Origin of the sequence: Flavobacterium magnum (assembly GCF_003055625.1) — a bacterium.
Lineage (GTDB): Bacteria > Bacteroidota > Bacteroidia > Flavobacteriales > Flavobacteriaceae > Flavobacterium > Flavobacterium magnum.
This window is the reverse complement of sequence record NZ_CP028811.1, coordinates 2,431,040-2,454,874: the sequence shown is the minus strand read 5'-3', so window position 1 is coordinate 2,454,874 and position 23,835 is coordinate 2,431,040. Positions and strand designations below refer to the sequence as shown.

Annotated in this window: 24 protein-coding genes, 1 tRNA gene and 1 pseudogene; 9 read left to right on the top strand and 17 right to left on the bottom strand. The window is 46.5% G+C overall.

All coding sequences use genetic code 11. The annotated features are described in order from the left end of the window. Window positions 1-38: 38 nt before the first annotated feature. Window positions 39-176: a hypothetical protein gene (locus tag HYN48_RS15285; RefSeq protein WP_181248454.1), complete on the top strand. Its 138-nt coding sequence runs from the start codon at window positions 39-41 to the stop codon at window positions 174-176. On the opposite strand, the gene HYN48_RS10320 is transcribed toward HYN48_RS15285, so the two are convergent. Then, window positions 177-632 (bottom strand): DUF1801 domain-containing protein, encoded by a 456-nt coding sequence (locus HYN48_RS10320; RefSeq protein ID WP_108371392.1) that lies wholly within the window; start codon window positions 630-632, stop codon window positions 177-179. 108 nt (window positions 633-740) lie between these two features. Here HYN48_RS10320 and HYN48_RS10315 point away from each other — a divergent pair, with 108 nt between their 5' ends. The 4 genes from HYN48_RS10315 (at window position 741) to HYN48_RS10300 (ending at window position 4,620) form a co-directional block, all read left to right on the top strand. After that, window positions 741-1,505, top strand: a complete 765-nt coding sequence (locus tag HYN48_RS10315; RefSeq protein ID WP_108373553.1) for a dienelactone hydrolase family protein — start codon at window positions 741-743, stop codon at window positions 1,503-1,505. Between the two features lie 84 nt (window positions 1,506-1,589). Continuing rightward, on the top strand, window positions 1,590-2,684 hold the full coding sequence (locus tag HYN48_RS10310) for a DUF3667 domain-containing protein (RefSeq protein ID WP_108371389.1): 1,095 nt from the start codon (window positions 1,590-1,592) through the stop codon (window positions 2,682-2,684). Between the two features lies 1 nt (window position 2,685). Further along, window positions 2,686-3,690, top strand: coding sequence for a M28 family metallopeptidase (locus tag HYN48_RS10305; RefSeq protein ID WP_108371386.1), 1,005 nt, complete (start codon window positions 2,686-2,688; stop codon window positions 3,688-3,690). A gap of 12 nt (window positions 3,691-3,702) precedes the next feature. Continuing rightward, window positions 3,703-4,620, top strand: a complete 918-nt coding sequence (locus tag HYN48_RS10300; protein ID WP_108371383.1) for an alpha/beta hydrolase — start codon at window positions 3,703-3,705, stop codon at window positions 4,618-4,620. Here HYN48_RS10300 and HYN48_RS10295 read toward each other — a convergent pair. From HYN48_RS10295 to HYN48_RS10275, 5 genes are all read right to left on the bottom strand, one after another. Continuing rightward, window positions 4,617-4,880, bottom strand: a complete 264-nt coding sequence (locus tag HYN48_RS10295; RefSeq protein WP_108371381.1) for a hypothetical protein — start codon at window positions 4,878-4,880, stop codon at window positions 4,617-4,619. The two genes, HYN48_RS10300 and HYN48_RS10295, sit on opposite strands and share 4 nt — an antisense overlap. Before the next feature lie 109 nt (window positions 4,881-4,989). Beyond that, window positions 4,990-5,063 (bottom strand) — tRNA-His (locus tag HYN48_RS10290). Window positions 5,064-5,128: 65 nt separating this feature from the next. Then, the gene (bshB1, locus tag HYN48_RS10285) at window positions 5,129-5,845 is read right to left on the bottom strand and encodes a bacillithiol biosynthesis deacetylase BshB1 (RefSeq protein ID WP_108373551.1); all 717 of its coding nucleotides are present in this window, start codon (window positions 5,843-5,845) and stop codon (window positions 5,129-5,131) included. A gap of 8 nt (window positions 5,846-5,853) precedes the next feature. Next, entirely contained in the window at window positions 5,854-6,930 is a 1,077-nt protein-coding gene (locus HYN48_RS10280) for a chorismate-binding protein (RefSeq protein WP_181248453.1), read from the bottom strand. After that, window positions 6,927-7,358 carry a PaaI family thioesterase gene (locus HYN48_RS10275; protein ID WP_108373548.1) on the bottom strand — a complete coding sequence of 144 codons (432 nt, stop codon included), beginning with the start codon at window positions 7,356-7,358 and terminating at the stop codon, window positions 6,927-6,929. The genes HYN48_RS10280 and HYN48_RS10275 overlap by 4 nt, the downstream gene beginning before the upstream one ends. 127 nt (window positions 7,359-7,485) lie before the next feature. On the opposite strand from HYN48_RS10275, the gene HYN48_RS10270 reads away from it, so the two are divergent. From HYN48_RS10270 to HYN48_RS10255, 4 genes and pseudogenes are all read left to right on the top strand, one after another. Continuing rightward, a complete protein-coding gene (locus HYN48_RS10270) occupies window positions 7,486-9,045 on the top strand; it encodes a hypothetical protein (protein WP_342747838.1) in 1,560 nt (519 codons plus the stop codon). 33 nt (window positions 9,046-9,078) lie between these two features. After that, window positions 9,079-9,246 (top strand): annotated as a pseudogene (locus HYN48_RS10265) (DUF1579 family protein); the annotation flags it as partial. A gap of 104 nt (window positions 9,247-9,350) precedes the next feature. Further along, window positions 9,351-13,007 carry a phosphoribosylformylglycinamidine synthase gene (gene purL, locus HYN48_RS10260; protein ID WP_108371374.1) on the top strand — a complete coding sequence of 1,219 codons (3,657 nt, stop codon included), beginning with the start codon at window positions 9,351-9,353 and terminating at the stop codon, window positions 13,005-13,007. A 108-nt stretch (window positions 13,008-13,115) separates the two neighbouring features. After that, window positions 13,116-13,886 (top strand): DUF3667 domain-containing protein, encoded by a 771-nt coding sequence (locus tag HYN48_RS10255; RefSeq protein WP_108371371.1) that lies wholly within the window; start codon window positions 13,116-13,118, stop codon window positions 13,884-13,886. Between the two features lie 3 nt (window positions 13,887-13,889). Here HYN48_RS10255 and HYN48_RS10250 read toward each other — a convergent pair whose 3' ends face one another. The 11 genes from HYN48_RS10250 to HYN48_RS10200 all read right to left on the bottom strand — a co-directional run bounded on the left by HYN48_RS10250 (window position 13,890) and on the right by HYN48_RS10200 (window position 23,778). Beyond that, a complete protein-coding gene (locus tag HYN48_RS10250) occupies window positions 13,890-15,821 on the bottom strand; it encodes an LTA synthase family protein (RefSeq protein ID WP_108371368.1) in 1,932 nt (643 codons plus the stop codon). A gap of 92 nt (window positions 15,822-15,913) precedes the next feature. Continuing rightward, the gene (locus tag HYN48_RS10245; protein WP_245945946.1) at window positions 15,914-17,785 is read right to left on the bottom strand and encodes a BamA/TamA family outer membrane protein; all 1,872 of its coding nucleotides are present in this window, start codon (window positions 17,783-17,785) and stop codon (window positions 15,914-15,916) included. A 74-nt stretch (window positions 17,786-17,859) separates the two neighbouring features. Next, on the bottom strand, window positions 17,860-18,225 hold the full coding sequence (locus HYN48_RS10240; RefSeq protein ID WP_108371366.1) for a hypothetical protein: 366 nt from the start codon (window positions 18,223-18,225) through the stop codon (window positions 17,860-17,862). Continuing rightward, window positions 18,212-18,577, bottom strand: coding sequence for a hypothetical protein (locus HYN48_RS10235; RefSeq protein WP_146171766.1), 366 nt, complete (start codon window positions 18,575-18,577; stop codon window positions 18,212-18,214). Before HYN48_RS10235 ends, HYN48_RS10240 begins: the two co-directional genes overlap by 14 nt. 19 nt (window positions 18,578-18,596) lie before the next feature. Beyond that, on the bottom strand, window positions 18,597-18,884 hold the full coding sequence (locus tag HYN48_RS10230) for a YtxH domain-containing protein (RefSeq protein ID WP_108371361.1): 288 nt from the start codon (window positions 18,882-18,884) through the stop codon (window positions 18,597-18,599). A 57-nt stretch (window positions 18,885-18,941) separates the two neighbouring features. Beyond that, on the bottom strand, window positions 18,942-19,592 hold the full coding sequence (locus HYN48_RS10225; RefSeq protein ID WP_108371359.1) for a porin family protein: 651 nt from the start codon (window positions 19,590-19,592) through the stop codon (window positions 18,942-18,944). 28 nt (window positions 19,593-19,620) lie between these two features. After that, window positions 19,621-20,049, bottom strand: coding sequence for a hypothetical protein (locus HYN48_RS10220; RefSeq protein WP_108371357.1), 429 nt, complete (start codon window positions 20,047-20,049; stop codon window positions 19,621-19,623). A 139-nt stretch (window positions 20,050-20,188) separates the two neighbouring features. Next, window positions 20,189-20,941 carry an MlaD family protein gene (locus HYN48_RS10215; protein WP_108371355.1) on the bottom strand — a complete coding sequence of 251 codons (753 nt, stop codon included), beginning with the start codon at window positions 20,939-20,941 and terminating at the stop codon, window positions 20,189-20,191. Window position 20,942: 1 nt separating this feature from the next. Further along, a complete protein-coding gene (locus tag HYN48_RS10210) occupies window positions 20,943-21,722 on the bottom strand; it encodes an ABC transporter ATP-binding protein (RefSeq protein WP_108371353.1) in 780 nt (259 codons plus the stop codon). Then, complete coding sequence (locus HYN48_RS10205; protein WP_108371351.1) at window positions 21,719-22,555, bottom strand: MlaE family ABC transporter permease; 837 nt, start codon at window positions 22,553-22,555, stop codon at window positions 21,719-21,721. Before HYN48_RS10205 ends, HYN48_RS10210 begins: the two co-directional genes overlap by 4 nt. Further along, entirely contained in the window at window positions 22,552-23,778 is a 1,227-nt protein-coding gene (locus HYN48_RS10200; protein WP_108371348.1) for an AI-2E family transporter, read from the bottom strand. Before HYN48_RS10200 ends, HYN48_RS10205 begins: the two co-directional genes overlap by 4 nt. Window positions 23,779-23,835 lie beyond the last annotated feature (57 nt).

Genomic DNA, 23,835 nt, shown 5'->3' with positions numbered 1-23,835 from the left:
AAGATACTAATGATAATTTTACCTCGTAAAACCATACTATGAAAATCCAGCAATTATCCCGAAAACCTGTATTCACCAAAAGCCGAACCCATGATCCGCAACTGGGACTGGTGAGGTTTTTACTTATCATTACGGGGATTATTGTCGTGATTGCGGTTTACGCTACTTTCCGCTGACTACCTTTTTAAGTTTTGCTCATACATCGCTATCCAATCCCGGACAGAAATTTTCCGGCTCAACTCGGCGATCAGTTCAAAAGGGATTGACTCAGGTTTCTTAAACCGGATGCACCCTTTTCCCATGTCCAGCTTCAATGCAGAATGCTTGGGGTATTCGCCAACGAACCAATCCAGCAATTCCCCGCTGCCATAAATCCCGATGTGGTGCAGCGCGATAAAATTCTTTTGCGAAGCGATACTCATAAACGGCAGTGGCAGCTTTGGGTTGCAATGGTACCCACTCGGATAGATGCTGTGCGGCACAAAATAACTGATCATGCCATAACCCATGCCTTCAGAAAAACCTTCAGGCAAATTCGCTAAAATAGTCGCCCTCAGTTTTTCAACGGCTTCTTTACGCCCTTCGGGTAGTTCGTCGAGGTACTGTGGTACAGTAGTGGCTTTTAATTGCATACGCTTTTTTCAGCCAAAGTTATCAAAATGAAGTTAATTTTCTTCCACCGCAAACTTTACAAAAATCAGATTCCCGATATTTGTGAGTCTAACACTAAAAAAAAACCTATGAAAACTTTACTTACAATATGCATCGCAATGGTGACCTGCGGCACCTTCGCGCAGTTGAAACCCGTAGTCTACAATGACGACAGCCAGAAGTTAAACGGCTTTTCGATAGCTCCTGCCCGAAACCAGGGCGACAAAAAGGGCGTTCTCATCCTTCCGGCCTGGAAGGGGATCGACGCGCACGCGAAAGAAAGCGCCCAGAAGTTGGCCGATTTGGGTTATTATGCCTTTATCGCAGATATTTATGGTGAGGGCAATTATCCGAAGGATGCTGCGGAAGCCGGGAAACAGGCCGGGTATTACAAGCAAAATTACAAAGCGTACCAGAAACGCATCAGCCTGGCGTTGGCCCAACTCGTCAAAGCGGGAGCCGATGCCAATAATATTGTTGTGATGGGTTACTGTTTTGGCGGGACAGGCGCGCTTGAGGCTGCCCGTGCGGGAATGCCCGTGAAGGGTGTGGTGTCATTCCACGGCGGATTGAAAAAAGAGGCCACGAGGCCAAACAATCCACTTTCGGCCAAGGTGCTCGTCCTGCATGGCGCCGACGATCCGAATGTGCCTGCAGACGAAGTGGCGGCCTTCCAAAACGAAATGCGTGAAGCGAAGGCCGATTGGCAAATGGTATATTATGCCAACGCTGTGCACGCATTTACAGATCCATATGCCGGAAACGACAACTCGAAAGGCGCAGCGTACAATGAGAAAGCGGACAAACGTTCATGGGAAAGTCTGCTGGATTTCCTCAAAGAGTTGCTCAAATAATCAAAGTGCTGTAGGAAACGGTATACAATCTGATTTTTTTTAGTAGTTTTAGCTTCTGAACCAAACAGTTTTATACCGTTTTTTATGTCCAAAAGCCAAATCAGAAAAGACAAAACCTGCCTGAATTGCAACTACGTCGTTGACCAGCGGTATTGCCCGAATTGCGGCCAGGAAAACACCGATTCACGAAAGACGTTCCACCATCTTTTCTTTCACTTCTTTGAGGACCTGACGCACTATGAAAATGCGTTCTGGAAAACCATACGAAACCTGCTCTTCAAGCCGGCGTCGCTTACAAAAGAATACCTTTCAGGTAGGCGCCTCTCCTACCTTGCACCGGTAAGGCTGTATATTTTCATCAGTTTTATTACTTTCCTTGTCATCACCATGATGGCGTCCGGCGAAGAGTTCCACGACCTTCCGTTGGCACAGATGAAACCGAAACCCGGCACAAAACTGACTAAGAATGAACTGGAGGAAATCCGTGAAATCGACCTGATCCTTGCCAAGCAAAAAAGGATAGACTCCCTCAGGGTCGCCGGCTGGTATAACAAAGACGAAGCCGACCTGATGAAGCAAAGCCTTGAGGATAATTTTTCATCTTTCGGGCTGGGCGAAAACATGGGGTATAAATCGATGCGCGAAATGGATTCCGTGCAAAAATCATTGCCGACGGCCAAACGATACAGTCAACCGAAATACTGGCTGTACAGCAAAATCACCATGCTCAGGGAACGCCGGCTGTCGGGAGAAGAAATTGCAACCAAATTTAAAGAGTCATTCCTGCATAACTTTCCGAAAGTACTGTTCATTTACATGCCGATTTTTGCGTTTTTCCTGTGGCTTTTCCATAGCAAGAAGCGATGGTATTACTTTGACCACGGCATTTTCACGCTGCATTACTTTTCGTTCCTGCTGTTGGTCTCCCTGATTGCGATCTGCATTGACGGACTATTGGGTTTACTGCATTCCGATATTGCTGAGATCGTATCCCGATTTGTATTTTTTATCCTGGTTTGCTGGATGATTTATTATATCTTTCCGGCACACCACCGTTTTTACGGCGAAACCCGGACGTTGTCTTTTTTCAAGACACTGGTGCTTTTTTTTATTAACTCCCTGATTATAATAGCGATATTGTCACTATTCGCCTTGTATACTTTCGTAAATATCCACTAACATGAAAAAACTCTTATATTTTGCATCAATAGGACTGCTCGCGAGCTGTTCCAGCACGAAACCTGCCGGCTATGAGCAGAAGTACATGAATACCATTACCGCCGAGGAACTCAGGACGCACCTTACGATTGTCGCTTCAGATGAAATGGAAGGCCGCGAAACCGGTTCAGTAGGCCAGAAAAAAGCCGGTGCTTACCTGATCAGCCAGTACAAATCCGATGACATTCCCTATCCGAAAGGCGCTGATGGTTTTTACCAAAAAGTCCCCGCGGAATATATGAACGGAAAATACGGCGAAAATCTGCCTGATTCCGAGAACATCTGGGCTTTCATTGAAGGTTCAGAAAAGCCGGAAGAAATTATTGTGGTATCGGCCCATTACGACCACGTGGGGGTCAAGGGCGGTAAGGTTTACAATGGCGCCGATGACGATGGATCGGGAACGGTGGCCCTGCTGGAAATCGCGCAGGCATTTGAAAAAGCCAAAAAAGACGGGCATGGGCCGAAGCGTTCGATCTTAATCCTGCACGTTACGGGCGAAGAACACGGCTTGCATGGCTCGAGGTATTATTCGGAACACCCGCTGTTCCCCATTGCAAATACGGTAGCGGACATCAATATTGATATGATCGGGCGGCGCGATGACCTGCACAGCCAAAGTAATTACGTGTATGTGATCGGTTCGGATTATCTCTCAACCGATTTGTATAATATCTGCGAGGCGGCCAACAAACAGTTTACGAATCTCGAACTCGATTACAAATACAACAGCCGCAAAGATCCGAACCGGTTTTATTACAGATCGGATCATTACAACTTTGCAAAACAGGGGATTCCGTCGGTATTCCTTTTCAACGGTACGCACGCCGATTATCACAAAGATACCGATGAAGTAAGCAAGATTGAATTTGATGCATTAGCCAAACGGGCGCAGCTTGCGTTCGCCATTGCGTGGGATATTGCAAACAGGGACCAGCGCATTACAGTCGACAAAGACGGAAAATAAACAGATGGGCACATGAGAAAATTCGTATTGCTTTTACTTTTAATGCTGGCCCACGCCATTTCGGCACAACAACTTTATATCAGGACTTTTGGTTCTGAACAGGCCAAACCGATGCTGTTCCTGCACGGCGGACCGGGTTACAACAGCGCCAATTTTGAGGCCTCCGCGGCGCAAAAGCTTGCCGATCAGGGGTGTTTTGTGATAGTTTACGACCGCCGCGGCGAAGGCAGGTCGGCGGATGAAAATGCAAAATTCACCTTTGAAGAAACCATCAGCGATGTCGACCGGATATTGTCAGAATATAAGATTCCAAAGGTGACACTCATCGGACATAGTTTCGGAGGGATCGTGGCCACCTATTACGCCCAAAAGCATCCGGAGAAGGTAAATGCCGTCGTCTTGGTAGGCGCACCCATATCGCTGCAGGAATCGTTTGCGAACATTATTGAGCGCTGCAGGAAAATATACGCTGATAAGAATGACCAGTCGAGCCTCGGCTATATGGATATGCTTGAAAAGATGGACAAAAACAGCCTTGAATTCAGCAGCTATTGCTTTATGTATGCGATGCAGAACGGTTTTTATAAACCGGGATTGATCACGCCCGATGCACAAAAGATTTATGACGACCTCAAAAAAACTCCTGAATACAAATACGCCACGCAGATGACACCTCAAGGCCCGAAGGGTTTCTGGAAAAATGAAAATTACACCTCACTGGACCTGTCAGCGGATATTTCAGATTTGTCAAAGAAAATGAAAGTAATCGGACTATACGGCAGGGACGACGGACTGTACTCTGAAAACCAGATTGAGAAACTCAGTAAACTCATAGGGAAAGACCATGTTTTTTATATCGAAAACAGCTCACACAACGTCTTCATCGACCGCCAGGATGAATTCCTTAAAATAATAAAAAGCCAGATCTAAAGATATGGCTTTTCATTTTTTACGATCTGTACTTTCCCAATCGGAACGGTGTCAGTTGAATCCTTAAGAATGTTGACCCCCAGCAGGTTGAAAGGAAAATCCGGAATCCCATCACCGGATGTTTTGATCTCATGAACGAGTTCCTGGAAATCCTGTGGACTCACCACCAGGGAATCCCCTGCGTTAAGTTGGTGCGTAATGATGTAATCCCGAAGCGATGGCACGGTAATCCGGTGCCCGATTGAAATGTGTTCTGACATAGCGTTTCGTTTTAATACTAATTTAAGCATTTGCGCAGTCGCAGAAAAACCATTTAAGTTTTAATTGGGAATAAAAAAAGCCCTGAGTTTCCTCAAGGCTTACAAATTGGGTGGATGATGGGGTTCGAACCCACGACCCTCGGCACCACAAACCGATGCTCTAACCAGCTGAGCTACAACCACCGTGTGTTTTGTGAGTGCAAATATATTGTAAAAAGGTTGATTCGGCAAAGAAAAAAATGAAAAAATTATATCAGGTCGGCTAAACTATTGACCGCCAAATATCTTTCCACCGTAAATCCTTCGGCATAATCCTTCCCAATCAATCGTCCGAGATCCTGCGCTCGATAATGGATGCTGTCAAGGAAATTCTTCGTGGCAATCGGCGTCTCAGGCTCGTTGCTTCCGGGCTTGTAAAATTGGGAACCGTACGCCAGGATTGCGTCGGTTTTTTTGTCAATATATCCGGAGATGTCCACGACAAAATCGGGTTCGATATTCTTCCATTGGATGTAATGGTAAACGACTTTTGGTCGCCAGGCCGATTGCTGCAGTCCGTCATGTTGGGTTTCAATCTTGATCAATCCGGAGAGGAAACACGCGTCAGAAACCAGTTTGCTGCCCTTTCCGTGATCGATATGCCGGTCATCAACGGCATTACAGATCACGATTTCGGGCCGATACTTCCGGATTGTCCTAATTACCTCAAGTTGGTGCGTTTCATCATTTACAAAAAAACCATCGCGCATGTTCAGGTTTTCCCGTACTTCGATTCCCAAAGCGACGGCACCTGCCTTGGCTTCAGCATCACGGATTTCGGCTGTACCACGTGTTCCGAGTTCACCCCGCGTCAAATCGACGATGCCAACTTTTTTGCCGAGCGACACTTCCTTCGCGAGGGTTCCGCCACAGCCCAGCTCGACATCGTCAGGATGGGCGCCAAATGCCAAAATATCTAATTTCATAATCATATCTAAAATAAAACTTTTTTTATCGTTTGTGACTTATGTACCGTTTCGAGCCATTCGGCTTCGGGGTCGCTATCCTTTGTTATGCCGCCGCCTACGCAGATCCCGGCCGAAATCCCATCGGTGTCCACCTGCATACAGCGCAGGTTCACGAAAAAATCGGTTTGCCCGGTGCCGTGGAGGAAATCGCGGTTCAGTTCGCCATGAAATCCGGCGTAAAAATCCCTGTCGTAACCTTCGTTTTCCAGGATAAATTCCAACGCCGGGCGCTTAGGGAGTCCGCAGACTGCCGGCGTCGGATGCAGCGCGCCTATGATGCCGTTCAAATCAGCATCAGGTTTCAAATCCGCGGAAATATCGGTCCTGATATGCGCCAATGCCCCTGCCCTCAGCGTGTAAGGGTTTCCGGATTGTACCGATATTGAAAAATCCTTCAACGCGTCGGAAATGAAATCGGAGACAAATTGCTGTTCGTGTTTTTCCTTTTCCTGCCAGGTCAGTCCTTCATGCCATTTTTGTGTGCCCGCAACGGCCATTGTGTGCAGTTTCCCATCGCTGATTCGCAGCAGTTGCTCGGAGAAGGCACCAAACCAAAATCCTGTTTCCGGATGAAACCAGCAGTAAACATAGGCCTCGGGGTAATTCTGCAGCAAGGCGGCGTAAATTTTTCGGAAATCAAAAGCAACAAGATCGAAACGTTCTTTTCTGGACAACACGACTTTCTCAAAATCGTGGTCCAAAATCGCACGAATGCCTTTGGTAACCAATTTGAGGTGAAAATCCCTGCCCGTTTCATTAGCCGTTGTCACCGAAGTTGAATTCAGATGTCCGTCGTTTTCGTAGATCGAATATAAAAAGTCGGCATCATGATCAGGGATGATTAAGGTTTCCCCGTGATAAAATGGGGCAAATACATAGCCCTTTCCGTCAAAATCGTCTGCCGTATGCAACTGCGATGATTTCTGAAACAAACCACGTACAGCCGCGTGATCGGGTTTTTTATACAGTACAAATGGCAATCCTGCGCTCAAATTTCCGCCGGCTTTGTCCAATAATGACATCATCGGGATTCCAGCCCTCATCTTGAACTCTCTTTTGGAAGAATAATATTGGTCAGTTTGCACAGACAGATGAGTCGTTGTTCCTCGTCGGTAATCCTGATTTCCCATAGATGCAACGTTTTGCCCCTGTGTATGATACGGGCAGTACCCCAAACCATTCCTTCACGTTTACTGCGCAAGTGGTTTGCCGAAATTTCTATACCCCTCACCTCCTCTTTTTCAGAATCCGTAAACAGCATCGAAGCCGCACTGCCGACACTTTCGGCCAACGCTACGCTTGCGCCGCCGTGGAGTAATCCCATCGGTTGATGCACACCGGGATTCACGGGCATCGTGGCCGTCAGGAAGTCCTCACCGGCGTCCACATAGCTGATGCCCAACGTTTGCATTAAAGTATTTTGTGAAAAAGTATTGCAAAGGGCGAGCAGTTTTACCTTATCAAAAGCCATCCAAAAAATTTTGACGTAAAAGTACGGTTTTTAAGACTTTTAGCCTAAAGAATAATATTTGCTTTTTGGCGTTTGCATACCAACTTGTGCTGAACAAATTTTACTATTTTTACCGAAATTACATTCCATGATGCGTAAAACCGTATTTGCCGCCTTTATAATTGCCTTGATTTCATTGGCTTCCTGCCGTACCGACTTCGATTTTCAGCCGAGCACAGGCAGCCTCGCTTTCTCCAAAGACACGGTATACCTGGATACGGTTTTCACTGACATCGGTTCGAGTACCTACACCCTGAAAGTGTATAATAAATCCAACGACAATATTTCGATCCCGACGATCCAACTCGGCAAGGGACTGGCTTCAAAATACCGCATCACTGTAGATGGCATGACCGGCAACAACGGCAAAATCTTCAATAATGTAGAGCTTTTGGCCAAAGACAGCCTGTTTATTTTTGTGGAGACCACCGCCAATATCGCCGATGCCAACCCCGATGATTTCCTTTATACAGACCAGATCCAGTTTGGCAATGCGACTGATTTTCAAAAAGTGGAATTGGTGACCTTAATCCAGGATGCCGTGTTCCTGTATCCGCAGAAATTTGAGGACGGCACTACGGAAACACTGACTTTAGGTTCCGGCGAAAATGCGCAGCAGATTTACGGTTTTTTTCTCGATGATAACGATCCGGTGCACGGCAACGAGTACCAGTTAACAAATGACAAACCCTACGTGATCTATGGTTATGCGGGTGTTGCCAGCGGTAAGACATTGAATATTGAAGCGGGTGCCCGACTTCATTTCCATGCAGATTCGGGCATTATCGTCGCCAACGGCGCGACTTTGAATGTAAATGGGAATGTATCATCCACGGAAGCCCTGGAAAATGAAGTCATCTTTGAAGGCGACCGACTCGAGCCGGGTTTTTCCGATGTGCCCGGACAGTGGGGTCTCGTATGGCTGACCTCAGGAAGTATGGGGCATATCAATCACCTTACATTGAAAAACTCCGTGGTGGGTTTCCTTGTCGAAAATAATGCCGGGGAAATGTCGGTTAGCAATACACAGATTTATAACAACTCTGTTGCCGGAATCCTGGCCCGGAACGGAAACATCAGTGGAGAAAATCTCGTCATTAACAACTGCGGGCAGGCGTGCTTTGCGGGTACTTACGGCGGAAAATACAATATGACGCACTGTACTTTCAACAATGACTGGCCGACATCAGCACAGTCGGCGGTGCTGCTGAATAATTTTATTGAAGGCGCAGACCCTGAATCTAATCCGTTAACGGAAGCCAATTTCAACAACTGTATTATTTACGGTTCAAATCAAGGGGAACTTAACTTATTGAAGTACGACCAGACACAGACTTTTAATTATAAGTTCGACCACTGCCTGATTCGTTTCAATAATGTGGATAATGAATTTACCAATAATCCGCTTTATAATTTTTCCGATCCTACTTTGTATGACGGCTGCCTGATTGCCAAAACCAGCCAGCAGTTTGACCCTAAATTCTTTAATGCGGATAACAACAAGCTCAATATCAGCCCGGAATCTGCAGCATTTCAGACAGGAAGTACCTCTTTCTCAGTTCCAGTCGATGTGAATGGTACGGTACGCACTTCCAATCCTCCCGATATGGGTGCCTACCAGAGCGCCGCCTTTCCTGAGGAAAATTAATCCACGAAAGTCAGAAAGTTATCGTCCAAAACCGTCAGAATGTCCGGTGAAAGCATGGATCCGATGACCAAAAAAATGAAGAAAGTAAGGGAAACCTGGACCATGGTGGACAATGATACACAAAAAATGGAAATGTTTGAAACCGCTCCTGACGGAAAGGAATACAAAAGCATGGAGATTGTGATGCGACGAAAAAAATAACAGCTAAATCTTTATCGGCCAGCCGGCAACCTGTCGGCTTTTTTTTTGCTTATAAAAGTTATAAGGCATAAATTTGCGCCACACAACACACTAAAACACTTACAATGGTTCATTTCTTCGGAAACGAAAGCGGTACCGTATTTGCTGTTCAAACGCAGGAGACCCTTTCGGCAGAAAATATTTCAAAACTTAACTGGCTTTTTGGCGACGCTCATAAAATAGAAAAATCCGTGCTTACGGATTTTTTTATTGGACCCCGTGCCGCTATGGTGACGCCCTGGAGTACCAATGCCGTCGAAATTACCCAGAATATGGGCATCGACGGGATCATACGTATTGAGGAATTTCATAAGGTTGCAGACGGAGACACAAATTTTGATCCGATGCTTTCACAGCAATTTGCCACGCTGGACCAAAATATCTTTTCGATAGACATAACGCCCGAGCCCATTCTCGACATTGATGACATTGCGGCCTACAACCAATCCGAAGGGCTTGCCCTGAGCGACGAGGAAGTGGATTACCTGAATGCCCTTTCAGTGCGCATCGGCAGAAAATTGACAGATTCGGAAGTATTCGGTTTTTCACAAGTCAATTCAGAACACTGCCGCCACAAGATTTTCAACGGCACTTTTGTCATCGATGGCAACGAACAACCTACTTCCCTATTCCGTTTGATCAAGAAGACCGCTGCCGAAAATCCGAATGATATTGTTTCCGCTTATAAGGATAACGTCGCGTTTATCAAAGGACCGCGCATTGACCAATTTGCACCGAAGTCGGCAGACAAACCCGATTTTTACGAAATCAAACCTTTTGATTCCGTCATCTCGTTGAAAGCGGAAACCCACAATTTCCCCACAACCGTCGAACCGTTCAATGGCGCAGCGACCGGGTCAGGCGGTGAAATCCGCGACAGGCTGGCCGGAGGGCAGGGCTCCTTGCCACTCGCGGGAACAGCCGTGTATATGACGGCCTATTCCAGGCTCAACCAAAACCGGGAGTGGGAAAATGGCATGCCGGAGCGAAAATGGCTGTACCAAACCCCGATTGACATACTGATCAAAGCATCAAATGGTGCATCCGACTTCGGAAATAAATTCGGCCAACCGCTGATCAGCGGCTCTGTACTCACCTTTGAACACGAAGAAGCAGGCCGCAGGCTGGGCTATGATAAAGTGATCATGCAGGCAGGCGGGATCGGCTACGGGAAAGCGGAGCAATCGATAAAGAAAAAACCTGCCCAGGGTGATAAAGTGGTAATCCTGGGAGGGGAAAACTACCGCATCGGGATGGGCGGTGCTGCCGTCTCCTCAGCGGATACAGGCGCTTTCAGTTCCGGAATTGAATTGAACGCCATCCAGCGTTCCAACCCTGAGATGCAGAAACGCGCCGCAAATGCCATCCGTGCCTTCGTCGAAAGCGACAACAACCCGATCATCTCTATCCACGACCACGGTGCAGGCGGCCATTTGAACTGCCTTTCCGAATTGGTCGAGGAAACCGGCGGACTCATTGATCTCGATGCATTGCCTGTTGGTGACCCCACGCTTTCGGCGAAGGAAATCATCGGCAACGAATCCCAGGAAAGAATGGGGCTCGTGATTGGTGAAGCGGATTTGCAGCTGCTCGAAAGGGTGGCCGAACGCGAACGTGCCCCAATGTACACCGTCGGCGAGGTAACCGGTTCGCACCGATTTACATTTGAATCCCAAAAAACAGGTGCCAAACCCATGGATCTGGCGCTCAACGACATGTTCGGAAGCTCTCCAAAAGTAATCATGAATGACCGTCGGATTGCGCGCCATTACGAGGATTTGCATTATCACGTGAGCCACATCCAAACTTACCTCGAGAACGTACTGCAACTCGAAGCCGTGGCCTGCAAGGACTGGCTTACCAACAAGGTAGACCGTTGCGTCGGCGGAAAAGTGGCCAAACAACAATGTGCCGGGCCATTGCAATTGCCGCTGAACAATGTAGGTGTGATGGCATTGGATTACAACGGACAAGAGGGCATTGCCACGTCAATTGGGCACTCCCCGCTCTCCGCGCTGATCAGTCCGGCAGCGGGCAGCCGTAATGCGATTGCCGAAGCCTTGTCGAACATTGTATGGGCTCCGTTGAAAGACGGCCTGAGCAGCATATCGCTGTCGGCAAACTGGATGTGGCCCTGTAAAAATGAAGGTGAAGATGCGAGGTTGTATGAAGCGGTACAGGCGTGTGCTGATTTTGCGATTGAGCTGGGGATCAACATTCCGACCGGAAAAGATTCATTGTCGATGAAACAGAAGTATGCTGATGGTGACGTCATCGCGCCAGGCACCGTGATCATTTCTGCGGCGGCGAACTGCAACGACATTTCGGCGGTCGTGGAACCGGTCCTTAGGAAAAACGGCGGCAACATATACTACCTGAATCTATCCAATGACAGTCACAAACTGGGTGGTTCCTCATTGGCGCAGACCTTAAACAAGATCGGACAGGAAGCACCAACCGTGCTTGACGCCAACTATTTCAAAACGGCGTTTAATACCCTGCAGCAATTGATCCGCGAAGGCCAAATTCAGGCCGGACACGATATCGGAAGCGGCGGATTGATTACCACGTTACTTGAAATGTGTTTTGCCGATGTCAATCTGGGCGCCAACCTCGACCTGTCCGCAATCAATGAAGTTGACACCGTAAAGTTACTTTTTTCGGAAAATATCGGTTTGGTTTTCCAGGCTGACGAACGCATTGAAAGCGTTTTCAATAGTCATGGGATTGCAGTATTTAATATCGGAAAGGCGACTGACGGCAACAGCCTGCAGATTAAGAATCACAGCGACCAATTGCGCTTTGATATCGCGCAGACCAGGGACGTTTGGTATCAAACCTCATATTTACTCGACCAGCGGCAATCCGGCCGGAAGAAAGCAAAGGAGCGTTTCGAAAATTACAAGAACCAGCCACTGAAATTTATTTTCCCTAAGGACTTTGATGGGAAAAAACCGGTTGTCGATCCGTTCAAGCCACGTCCGAAGGCGGCCATCATCAGGGAAAAGGGAAGCAATTCTGAACGCGAGATGGCCAACGCGATGTATCTCGCAGGTTTTGATGTCAAGGACGTGCACATGACCGACCTGATTTCAGGACGCGAAACCCTTGAAGACATAAAATTCATTGGTGCAGTCGGCGGATTTTCAAATTCCGATGTCCTGGGATCGGCTAAAGGCTGGGCAGGCGCTTTTTTATACAACGAAAAAGCAAAGGCCGCACTTGGTAATTTTTTCAAAAGGGAAGATACTTTATCGGTAGGCATCTGCAACGGCTGCCAACTGTTCATTGAACTGGGGCTGATCAATCCGGATCATTCGGAAAAACCAAAAATGAGGCATAACGATTCCCACAAGCACGAAAGCGCGTTTACGTCGGTAAAAATCCACGAAAATAACTCGGTGATGCTGTCGTCACTGGCCGGAAGTACCCTCGGTGTGTGGATTTCGCATGGCGAAGGAAAATTTGAACTGCCATACGGCGAAAACCGATATCACGTTGTGGCCAAATACGCTTACGAAGGCTATCCTGCCAATCCAAACGGCTCGCACTTCGACATTGCGATGATGTCCAGCGACGACGGACGCCACCTGGTCATGATGCCCCATATTGAGCGATCGACGTTCCAATGGAACTGGGCGCATTATCCCGAAGGACGACGGGATGAAGTGTCACCCTGGCACCAGGCGTTTGTGAACGCGCGGCTTTGGCTGGAGAAATAATCATGCGGCTTGATTTTCGTATTTTCAACATCTGAGAACCTGAAAATCGTTTAAAAAGGCTTTCATTAATCAAAGCCTTTTTCTATTTTTAGCCCATATTCCCGAACGATGCACCATAACTCCTGCCTGAATTGCGGCAAGCTTGTACACAGCAAATTCTGTCCTGATTGCGGGCAAAAGACCGATACGCACCGCATTGTCCTGAAACATTTTCTGCTGCATGATTTTCTTCATGGCGTATGGCATTTAGAGCGCGGCATATTATTTACAATCAGGGAGGCTTTCGTAAGGCCGGGACAAGCCGCATTGGATTATATCTCAGGGAAACGCATCAGGTATTACAACGTGTTCTACCTGTGCTTGCTTATTATCGGATTGAATATCGTGCTGAACCACTTTTACGATAGTTTTTTACCCGAGGAGCATGTACAACGGAAACTTCCCGACGGTTCCTACGATGCCTCCGGTTTTTTCAGGGACAATATTAAATTCATCCTACTGGGCATCGTCCCGATTGTAGGACTATCGGCATATATTGTATTCGGCAGACTGAAACTGAACCTTGCAGAACACCTCATATTAGGCGGCATTTGTCTATTGGGTGAACTGGTTATCGGATTGGCCTTTTTTACCGTAGCTTTTCTGGTGCAATTGCCAGGCATGCCCGATGCCGCTGATTATGCCGTACTCCTGATCCTGCTGACCATGTTCTTTTATCCTTCGTGGGTGTATGCAAATGCAACGAAAGGAATTTACAAATGGTGGGGTAAACTTTGGCGGTTGATTGTGTTTTACATCCTTTCCATCATTTTGATGGTTTTTACGCTGGGCGTTGTGTTGGCTTTTCTCAGCGGATTTAAAGGCACGGTAAGTTTCTGATCATCATCTCATCGTACTGCCGCCCAGTCGCTTATCGATAACCCGTTCCATATAATCCTGAAGGAATGCTTTACAACGCCGTTCGAGCAGGTTCATTTCCGGATTGCGCTTTGAGATCAGGTTGTGTTCCATGCCTTTGTCGGTTTTCGCATAAAAACCGACGGCTTTTTTTCCGTCAAAAGTGCAGATGTAATTGCCGGACATCATCTGATACAGATTGGCCGAATACTTGATGACAAACGGCGGCACTTTGGTATCACTGATGAGGCTCCTCCCCCAACTTCTGAACGGTTTGCTATATCCGATCATATCCAAAACCGTCGGATACAGGTCGATCTGCTGTGCAAAATCATCATTCACGCCAGCATATTTGCCGTCCGGACGATAGATCATCATTGCTACGGCGTTGCGGTTAAATTCCTTTTTGTATTCATCGTAAAAGACGGTGTTGCCATGATCGCCGACGAGAATAAATATCGTGTTCCGGAACCAGGGTTGCGATTTGGCCTTTGCAAAAAATTGCTTCAACGCATAATCCGTGTAGCCTATGCATTGGTGGATATTTACGTCACCTTTCGGGAATTTACCTTCGTATTTGGCAGGGACTTTGTACGGTTCGTGCGAGGAAACCGAAAACAGGGTTGCTAAAAAAGGTTGGTTTTGCTTGTTGAGTTCACGATCAAAAAACTGGAAAAAAGGTTCATCCCAGATGCCCCATACCCCGTCAAAATCATCGTCATTATTGTATTCCGTTTTGCCAAAATACCGATCTGTGCCCAAAATATTCGAATATCCCAGGAAGCCCATCGACCCGTTTGGTGCGCCATGGAAAAAAGACGTGGCATACCCTTCACTTTCAAGTGTAGAGACCAGGGATTCCGTGGGTTGTTTCGGGTATGGTGATGACGTAAATGCGTCTTTAAACGATGGTATCCCTGCGAGTATTGATGATACCGCATGGATTGACTTGTGCCCGTTCGAATAGGCATTGGTAAAAATCAGGCTGTGCTGTGCGAGTGAATCTACAAAAGGCGTGTACCCCCGATAGTTGGGGATTTGCGTATTTTTATTGAGGCATCCGTAATACTCCCGGGCGTTGCTCTCGAGTATGAAAATGACGACATTCGGCTTTGACGGCGGGTTGTTGTGGTATTGTTTTACAGGCACCACCAATGCCTCAATATCGGAATTGGAAACCAGGTTAATTTTTTTAAAACTGTTGCTGAACATGGTTCGGATAATGGCGAAAGGCGTGTTCATCACAATATCTGCCTGGCTCGCAACACGTACGTAACGGCTGGCATCAATGAGGTTGATCGGTCGGGTGCTTTTCTTAAAATCGCCGCGTATACCGCCAATTGTCAGTGCGGTTATCGCCAGGAACGCGACGACCGAAGCAACGAAATACCGCCCGTAAAACAAGATACGGTCCGGCTTCACTTTGAATTTCCTGTACAAACAGATCCAAAGTCCGGCCATGACAAAAAACAACAGAAATACGTGCCAGTATCCTGTGAGGAAGTTCCAGAAAAGCAAAGCCTTATTGGATTCATGCGCTATTGAATCGGTGATGGCCACTGTCGATCTTCCAAAATTAAATCGGTAGTAAATAAAGTCGATGAAGTTGGCAGCGTATGCGATCAGGTTTGTAATAAAATACAGGTAAAAAAGGAATTTCTGGTACCCCGGACGGGTATTCACGGTAAATGGCAGGATCGAAAATACTATGAACAGCGCATTTACGTAAAGGATGGCGGTAGTGTCAAACGCGAGCCCATGATAGTAAAGCGTCAGGAATTCCCACGGGCCATCTATCGGGATTAGTGTGGCGTTGTACCAGTAAAACAACAGTCTGGCCACGAAGTAAAAGACGTAGGCCAGCAGGATACGGTAAAACAAGGCTTTATATTCCTGGAGTCTGGGGAATCTGGACATTGATACACAGTTTGGGTTACGGAATGCAAAAATAGAAAATTTACGCTTGCTACGGCGGCACATCGGATCAGCCGTTTTCCGTTTGTACCCGACTATTTGTAAATAATCGTGCGCGGCTTTCCAAATTCAAAATCCTGTAAGCCAAAATCCTCCGTCTCGAATGTATTGGTCTTGGTGAGATTAGTTCCTTCGCCCGGAATGGTTGGGTAGTACGCCAATGACAGCTGGAACGAACTGAACACCAGATAGTCATTACTGATGATCAGTCCGATGCCCAAACTCGAATACACCTTGCTTTTAGACAGTCCGACGCGGTCATCGCCAATCATCGCAGCGGTATAGTTCAGGTAGGGGTTCAATCGGAAACCCCAAAGATTCCAAGGCGAATAAGCCTGCGTCTGCAAAGCCAGCACCAATTTTTTGGTACCATAAACCGCGCTGTTAAAACCCTGAATACCGGCACTGTTACTTCCCTGAAAACCGGCGCCGTAGTTCCCCTGGAAGCCACTGCTTTCATTTATCGTCAATCGGTCGCCGATCGAGTTAAGCCGGTTAGTCCCTAAAATCAATTGAGGCTTGATGAACTGCCGGAATTTCCACTTTCCGCTTTCTAAAAGGTTTGTGAAATAAGTTGCCTGGAATGAGAAGGCCGTTTGCTCTGCCTTCCCCTCATTAAAAAAAGTGCCGTATTCAAAATTGGTGCTCAGGTAACCGAATTTAAAATAATTGCCGTAAGATGCCCGCGCGCCGACATAGGGCCGTTTGCTGCCGTTCTTAAACTGGTAGCCTCCCGTAATACCGTAAATCTTGCCTACCGGCACGTCTTCCACTATGCCGTAGTTAAACAGGTACTTGTCCTCGACGAACTGCCGTGACGATATCCCGATACCGGCCAGGTAGAGCTTCTCGCCGCTGAAAAAATTAATTGAGTCATATGCCGCAGCGGGGCTCTCACGAAATTGCACATGCAGCGCGCGTGCGGACAGTATCAGGTTTGTGGTCCGCTCATCCTCGGTATTTCCGTTGAAAATCCTGATGGCGTGTCCGCCCCAGTAATCCTGCGAATAATATTTAAGGTTTTGGCTCGCGTAAGCCATATTCTTATCAGGCAGGGAATCCCTGCGGAATTGCTGATCGATATACACACCGCCCGCCCATTTGGCATACGGCGAATAAAACGGCCGTTCAATATTGAGGCTTTTTCCGTAATAGCCGTCGAGATCTATCTGGTACAACGCCGTAGTCCTCACGAATGTATTGAGGATATTCGGTACCGTATATTTCATACGGTATGCGTTTTTGCCATCCTCAATCCGGTTGGTGAACTTGTTCTCGAACTGATGACCCGAGCCCAGAAAATTGCGTTCGTCGAGTTCGATAGTCGTCCGGGTACTCGATAAAGAACCACGCGGAATAAGACTCCATGAATCGAGTACGCGTACGTAGACGTCGACCGAATCAGGACTTCCGGGAATGGGTTCAGCGTCAATCAGTACTGTGCTTACAAAACGCTGGGAACGTACCAAACGCTCGGATTCCCGAACCAGTAGTGTATCGAGCGGCCGATTCCTCTTTATGAGCAGTATATTTTTAATGGCAAGTTGGCTGGACTTGATATGAAACCGGTTTCCTGCTTTTTCGGCCCAGTTTTTTGGCCGTTTGGTGGTATCTGTAACAGAATATCCGAAAGGATCCAGGGTCGTGACCTCAATCTTTCGGATGATCTTGCCTTCAAAGGCTTTGTATTTTCTTTTCCGCGGCTTGCGGATCGGGTTTGATTTTTTGACTTCCGTAGGTTCGAAAATCAGTTTGTGCATGGCCTTCATGAACTTGCTGCGTTTCGAATACTTCTCGATTTTCCTGTACATCGCCGCAGAATCCTTCACGGCCGGCTTAACCTGGGCTGAGACGCTTACGCAGAGGAAAAACAACAGCAATAAAAGAGAGGGGTATTTTGATGGCATCAGCAATTTTTGGATGAACAATGTAAGAAAAGTTCCCGTACGAAAAAAACTTTCGCCAATGGTTCGGGGTTGGATCAATCCATCAGGGAATCGGATTCGTGCCTGGTTTTCGGCGTAAGCGGCGCTTTGAGGATCATTCCTGAAACGGCTGCCTGCGCGGCGTTTCCGAGCATCCTTTTGAAGAAATTATGTGATTTGCCGACAATGGCTTTCCTTGCGATAAATCCGCCCAGAAGTCCGACGCCATATTTTATAATCTTATTTTTCAGGGTAGATCCGCCGGCAATATCCGCGATTTTGTCCCTGATGATATTTTTAGGGTTGAGGCTCTCTACGGTATGGTGGAAATGTGATGTAAGATCATGCATTTCAGCTTCCCTTTGAAATTCCATCGCCCTGATCGCCTGTCCGAGCGAATAATCGTCGTTAATTGGTTGCATCGCGTTTTTTTTCTTTAAAGATTTCCTTGATTACATAATTATTGAAACGGAGTTCAATGTATTTTTTTCGGATGAAAACCAGAATGGCGGTTACGACTACGTAAAAACCTGCCATGACAAAGAAACCGTAATACGATTTCCCCAGCAGATCGCCGATATACAGCGACAAACCGATGGTCAGCAAAAAGAAAAATAAAGCAATGCTGACCGCAATGATGATCCTGGAAGCCACAGACGCAAAAACGTCAGTGATTTTATCAATGGCTTTAAGGCGGTAAAGCTGTATTGTGGTTTTACCATACTGCTCTGCCTTGTCAAAAAGTTCGCTGACCAGCACTACTTTATCTTTCATAATTCCTGACATTTAATAATTATTTTACCGCGTTTGCAGCGCTGGCAGCACTCGACCTGGCTTCTGAAGCGATTTCTTTTCCTTCTTCATAAAAGTCTGACGCGCGGTCCTTTACTGATTCAAAACGCGATGAAATCTGGTCGATTACATCAGTGTATTTCTGCTTCAAGCCGTCAACAGAATCTTTTCCTTTTTTGGCGATTTTTCCGCGTGTTGCCGAACCTTTATCCGGTGCGAACAAGATTCCCAAAACTGCTCCTGCTGCCAATCCGGCCAGCGCTCCTAAAACTACTTTACCTGTACTCATCTTAGTTGTATTTAAATTAATGAATGATTATAATTATTTTCTATAGCAAAATTTCCCTTAAAACGCGTAACCTACAGCGAGTTGCAGCACCTGGTTCTTGTAGTTGATGTTAGATGAACCGCCGTCGCTGTCTGTCTTACTGATGTCCCAGGCGCCACGCGCAGAGATCACGAAATTGTCGAAGTTCAAATCAGCACCAACGGTAAAACCGAAAATATTCTTCTTGTAATTTTCGCCGTTGATATCTGCTTCCTGTTCGTTTGTAAACTGGCCGTCGTTAAAATTATTCTTCGTCTGGATCAGGTATGAAAACTGCGGCCCGGCCAGGATGGAGAAAACGGGACTCGCCTTGAATTGCAACTGAAGCGGGATGTCAATGTATGTGTTGGTCCTTTTGTATTCGTAATCACTGCCCAGGAATGATCCGGTGACTTTAAATCCTTTTTCAGAATACATCACCTCGGGCTGGAAGCCAAGTACCTGGCCAATCGGAATTGTAAGGAATGCCCCTCCGGCAAACCCGACTTTGCTGTCAGCGACGAAATCATTGTCGTTGTCATCATACACATTAGACAGGTTAATCCCTGCTTTTACCCCGAAGCGGATAGCTTCTCTATTATCAGCTACTGTTGCGGTCGTTTCCTGCGCGTTTGCATTGAATAAAGCCATATTGGCTAACAGGAATAAAATGGCGGTTCTCTTTTTCATGGTCGTTTTTATTTAGGTTATTATGGATTTATTTTCTGTTTATGGCTTCGAAATCTTTTTCCAGCGCAGCCGCCCGCGCATCAACGTCTTTTTTAAAACTATCCCAGGTATCGGCGTTATAACTGCCGTAGGCATCGAGCGTTTGTTTTAGCTCCATGTTCTTGATTTCCAACTTCTCAACCTGAGCGTTGTACTTTTCTTTCTGGCTCATCGTGCCATCAATGGCTTTGATCTTCAGATCGGCGATGGCGAGCTCGTTGTCAGTAATCCGCTTGCTGACTTTCATCCTGTAATTCTCATACTGGCGCATCGATTCACTTTCGGCCTTGATCAGCTTTTTTTGTGCCTGGATCATGTCCTTTTGTGCATCCTTTAATTTTTCCTCATTGTTTTTGCATGATAAAAATGTAAGGGAAACAAACAGTGAAAACGCTGAAAGTAAGATTGATTTTTTCATATTTTGGTTGGTTTGGTAATACGTTACAAAGATGCCTCAGACTTCAAAATTTTGCGTTACACAACTTTTTTTATAGTTTATAATATTTGGAGATATTGCAATCTTTAGCCGGAAACAAGCGCAAGTACGGATGAAGTATTTACTTCTTCTCTTTGGCATCCTTAGCTTTTTCAGCCTTCTTTTCTGCCTCTTTTTTAGCCTTCTCCTCCGCTTCTTTTTTAGCTTTTTCTTTTTTCCTGAAGTAACCGCGTAAAAGGAAATTATGTTTGGCCGCTTCCATGTTTTCCTCAAGCCCTTTGCTGCTTCGTTTAAGATTGCCTAAAGTCGCGTCGATATTTTCAGCCATTTTTTTATCCTGGATCAGGCGACCGAGGGTACCTTCTCCTTTATTGATTTTGATAAGGATGTCTGCTATTTCTTCCGAAGCTACAGCCGCGTTGTCTGCAGTGACCGAAAGGCTTTGCATGATGGCGTCGGTTTCAACAGGTTCAGACGAGGCAATAAGCTGGCCGTCCTTTACGATACCTGACTTGTAATTCCCCGGTGAAAGTACGATAACCTTGTCGCCGATAATTCCTTCTGAACCGATACCGGCTTCACTGTCCGCTTTTATAAATCGCTGCACATCCTTCTTGATCAGCATGCTCACCTTGACGGTCGAGTCGTTGACGATGCGGATATTGTCCACAGTCCCCACGTTGATTCCGGAAAACCGCACGGTGTTGCCAACCTGCAGTCCGCTTACATTGCGAAAATTAGAAGTGAGCGTAAAAACCGGATCAAAAAGGTTTTTCTGCTTGCCGATAATGAAGATTGCGGCGAAGAAAAGTGTGATTCCGACGATGATGAAAATTCCGAGGCGCAATTTGTAAGTAGTGTTCGTTGCTTCCATTTTAAGTTGTTTTTAGATTTTTTATATTTTGACTTTGGAAATAGGAATTGATCAGCTCGTCATCGGTATTTTCGAATTCCTGGGGCTTACCCTCCTTGTATACCTTGCCTTCCTTCAGCATGATCATTCGGTTTGCGGTTGTCCTGGCACACTCGATATCGTGCGTGATGACAATAGATGAGGTTTTGTATTTATGCTGGATCTCGTTGATAAGCAGGCTGATCTCGTGCGATGTTACCGGATCAAGTCCTGTCGTGGGCTCATCATAAAGCATGATTTGCGGATCTACGATGATTGTTCGGGCCAGACTGATCCTTTTGCGCATACCGCCTGACAGTTCTGAGGGCATTTTGTCAATCGCTTCAGGAAGCCCGACGTTCTCCAGCACTTCCTTTACTTTGGCTTCAATGTCGGCTTCGGACAGGTCCTTTTTGATACGGCGAAGTGGGAATTCGAGATTCTGCCTCACAGTCATTGAATCGTACAAGGCGCCGCTCTGGAAAAGAAAACCGATTTTCTGGCGGATCCCGTCAAGCTCCTTTTCCTTGAGTTGGTTTACATCCTGGCCCATGACATTGATACTGCCTGAATCGGCGGTGAGCAGCCGTACGATGCACTTGATCGTAACGGATTTCCCTGTACCCGATTTCCCAAGTATTACAAGATTCTCGCCCCTGCGCAACTCAAACGACAAATCATTTAGCACCTGCATGCCGCCGAACCCTTTGTACAGGTTCCGGACTTCAATCACGTTTTCGGTAGGTGTAGTATTTTCTTTCATAGCATATCTGTGATTTGTACCGCAATGAGGTCAACAACAATAACAAGCAGCGAAGCCATGACTACGGCAGAATTGGCTGCAATCCCTACACTTTCGGTTCCCCTCCCGGCATTATAGCCTTTGTAGCAGCCTGTGAGTCCGATAACGGCACCAAAGAAAAAAGTCTTGATAAATGCAGGGATCAGGTCTATAAATTCCACATCGCCAAATGCCTGCGTAATGAAAAGCACAAAACTTACATCGCCTTTAATATTTGCTCCGGCCCAGCTTCCGAGGATACCCAGTGCATCCGCATATAAAACCAATAAGGGCAGCATCAGTGTGGCAGCCAACACGCGTGGTACGATCAGGAATCGGATGGGATTGGTGGATGAGACTTCCATGGCATCAATCTGCTCTGTAACACGCATCGACCCAATTTCGGCACCCATTCCTGAACCGATTTTTCCGGCACAGATCAGCGCACAGATTACCGGACCCATTTCCCTGATAATTGATATCGCAACCATGCCCGGAAGCATGGTCTCGGCACCGAAATCAACCAGTACCGGACGCGATTGTATCGTCAGTACCAATCCAATAATAACACCGGTAATGGAAATAAGCGGCAGGGATTTGTTCCCGATCTCAAAGCATTGTTTCGTGAATTCACGAAATTCGAAACCTCGTGAGAACGTATTCCTGACGACGTTAAAAAGAAACAGGAACACATCAGCCGTATCTACGGCAAATTTTTTGAATTTGTTGCTGTTGCTGATCGTCCCCTCAGTGACGTCAATGGTTTTCTTCCTTGCATAGTAGCCGATTCTTTTGATGGGCGTAGTGTTTGTCATGGCAATTCAGATGGTTTGTTGGGTTTACTTTCTTCAGTTCCTTCTTCCGGTTTCGGAACGGTGGAAGTGACCGTGAACAAGGGCTTTTTGATTTCTTCGGCGACGTGTACTGTGGCGCTGTTTTCGTAGGTGTAGAGCGGAAATTTTATCTTACGCCATTGGTAGGTTTTCGGAAGGTCGTCCCCGACCAAATATCCCCAGGGTTCGAGAAAATCAATCCGATCGCAGATCACCTTCATGATTGCAATCAGCGGTATGGCCAGGAACATGCCCGGAATGCCCGCAATTGCCCCTCCGATGATAATTCCGAGGATTGAGATAAAAGCGTTGATTTCAACTTTTGAGCTTACAATCATTGGCACAAGGATGTTGTTGTCGATAAACTGCACTATGAAGTTGACGATGATGACACCGAGTATGATCGAAAGGTCCGGAGACCCGGTCAAAGAGGCCACGATGCTCAGGAATCCGGCAAATAATATACCGATATAAGGAATCAGGTTAAGCAGTCCCGTAAGCAGTCCCAGGAGAATCGCATATTTTACACCGATTATCATAAAGCCTACCATAGTCAGTATCGACACGATTACCATTTCAATTATCAGTCCTGTAATGTATCCTTTGACGGCAATTTTAATTTGTGTAATGATTTCTTCAAGCTTCGCATGATGCTCAGACTTAAACAATTTACAGAGGAATTTCATGAAATGGGTCCGATACAACAGCATCAGGAACATATAGATGGGAACCAGAATCAGGCTCATCAGGGTATCGGTAAAACTGAGCAAAGTGGTGCCAAGCATGGCTTTACCGGTTTTCATCGTATCCTTTGTAGCGCTGTCGATATACTCCTGCTGCTCGCGGCGGCTGATGTCAAAATGAGCCCTGACATACTCCTGAAGGTGTGAGAGGTGTATTGTGAAATTCTTTTTGATCATACCCCAATCTTCGGTAAAATCGCTGATTTGTACCGAAAGAAAAATGATAATTCCCAACACGACCAACACAAATATGAGCACGGTAAATATAACCGCCAGTACATGCGGAAAGCGCAGTTTTCTGAAAAACTGCATTACAGGTCGAAGCAGGATGGAAAAAATGAACGCAAAAATTACCGGGACGATAATGTCCTGACTCACATAAAAAATGTAGAACAGCGCGATCAGGCCTACGAGGATGAGTGCGATACGGGCGTAAAACGGCAACTTTATAGTTTCATTCATTTTGTTCAGCTATTAGTATCGTGCAGGGTTTGCACAATTTTTCCTAATAATAATGAA

Bases quoted from the DNA above. Each gene is read 5' to 3' on its own strand.
- HYN48_RS10255 (WP_108371371.1), top strand. From the start codon at position 13,116: ATGCACCATAACTCCTGCCTGAATTGCGGCAAGCTTGTACACAGCAAA.
- HYN48_RS10210 (WP_108371353.1), bottom strand. From the start codon at position 21,722: ATGAAAGAAAATACTACACCTACCGAAAACGTGATTGAAGTCCGGAAC.
- HYN48_RS15285 (WP_181248454.1), top strand. From the start codon at position 39: ATGAAAATCCAGCAATTATCCCGAAAACCTGTATTCACCAAAAGCCGA.
- HYN48_RS10305 (WP_108371386.1), top strand. From the start codon at position 2,686: ATGAAAAAACTCTTATATTTTGCATCAATAGGACTGCTCGCGAGCTGT.
- HYN48_RS10280 (WP_181248453.1), bottom strand. From the start codon at position 6,930: ATGAGGGCTGGAATCCCGATGATGTCATTATTGGACAAAGCCGGCGGA.
- HYN48_RS10315 (WP_108373553.1), top strand. From the start codon at position 741: ATGAAAACTTTACTTACAATATGCATCGCAATGGTGACCTGCGGCACC.
- HYN48_RS10270 (WP_342747838.1), top strand. From the start codon at position 7,486: ATGATGCGTAAAACCGTATTTGCCGCCTTTATAATTGCCTTGATTTCA.
- HYN48_RS10310 (WP_108371389.1), top strand. From the start codon at position 1,590: ATGTCCAAAAGCCAAATCAGAAAAGACAAAACCTGCCTGAATTGCAAC.
- HYN48_RS10230 (WP_108371361.1), bottom strand. From the start codon at position 18,884: ATGAGTACAGGTAAAGTAGTTTTAGGAGCGCTGGCCGGATTGGCAGCA.
- bshB1 (WP_108373551.1), bottom strand. From the start codon at position 5,845: ATGAAATTAGATATTTTGGCATTTGGCGCCCATCCTGACGATGTCGAG.
- HYN48_RS10245 (WP_245945946.1), bottom strand. From the start codon at position 17,785: ATGCCATCAAAATACCCCTCTCTTTTATTGCTGTTGTTTTTCCTCTGC.
- HYN48_RS10215 (WP_108371355.1), bottom strand. From the start codon at position 20,941: ATGGAAGCAACGAACACTACTTACAAATTGCGCCTCGGAATTTTCATC.
- HYN48_RS10235 (WP_146171766.1), bottom strand. From the start codon at position 18,577: ATGAAAGATAAAGTAGTGCTGGTCAGCGAACTTTTTGACAAGGCAGAG.
- HYN48_RS10220 (WP_108371357.1), bottom strand. From the start codon at position 20,049: ATGAAAAAATCAATCTTACTTTCAGCGTTTTCACTGTTTGTTTCCCTT.
- HYN48_RS10225 (WP_108371359.1), bottom strand. From the start codon at position 19,592: ATGAAAAAGAGAACCGCCATTTTATTCCTGTTAGCCAATATGGCTTTA.
- purL (WP_108371374.1), top strand. From the start codon at position 9,351: ATGGTTCATTTCTTCGGAAACGAAAGCGGTACCGTATTTGCTGTTCAA.
- HYN48_RS10250 (WP_108371368.1), bottom strand. From the start codon at position 15,821: ATGTCCAGATTCCCCAGACTCCAGGAATATAAAGCCTTGTTTTACCGT.
- HYN48_RS10275 (WP_108373548.1), bottom strand. From the start codon at position 7,358: ATGGCTTTTGATAAGGTAAAACTGCTCGCCCTTTGCAATACTTTTTCA.
- HYN48_RS10295 (WP_108371381.1), bottom strand. From the start codon at position 4,880: ATGTCAGAACACATTTCAATCGGGCACCGGATTACCGTGCCATCGCTT.
- HYN48_RS10205 (WP_108371351.1), bottom strand. From the start codon at position 22,555: ATGACAAACACTACGCCCATCAAAAGAATCGGCTACTATGCAAGGAAG.
- HYN48_RS10320 (WP_108371392.1), bottom strand. From the start codon at position 632: ATGCAATTAAAAGCCACTACTGTACCACAGTACCTCGACGAACTACCC.
- HYN48_RS10240 (WP_108371366.1), bottom strand. From the start codon at position 18,225: ATGCAACCAATTAACGACGATTATTCGCTCGGACAGGCGATCAGGGCG.
- HYN48_RS10200 (WP_108371348.1), bottom strand. From the start codon at position 23,778: ATGAATGAAACTATAAAGTTGCCGTTTTACGCCCGTATCGCACTCATC.
- HYN48_RS10300 (WP_108371383.1), top strand. From the start codon at position 3,703: ATGAGAAAATTCGTATTGCTTTTACTTTTAATGCTGGCCCACGCCATT.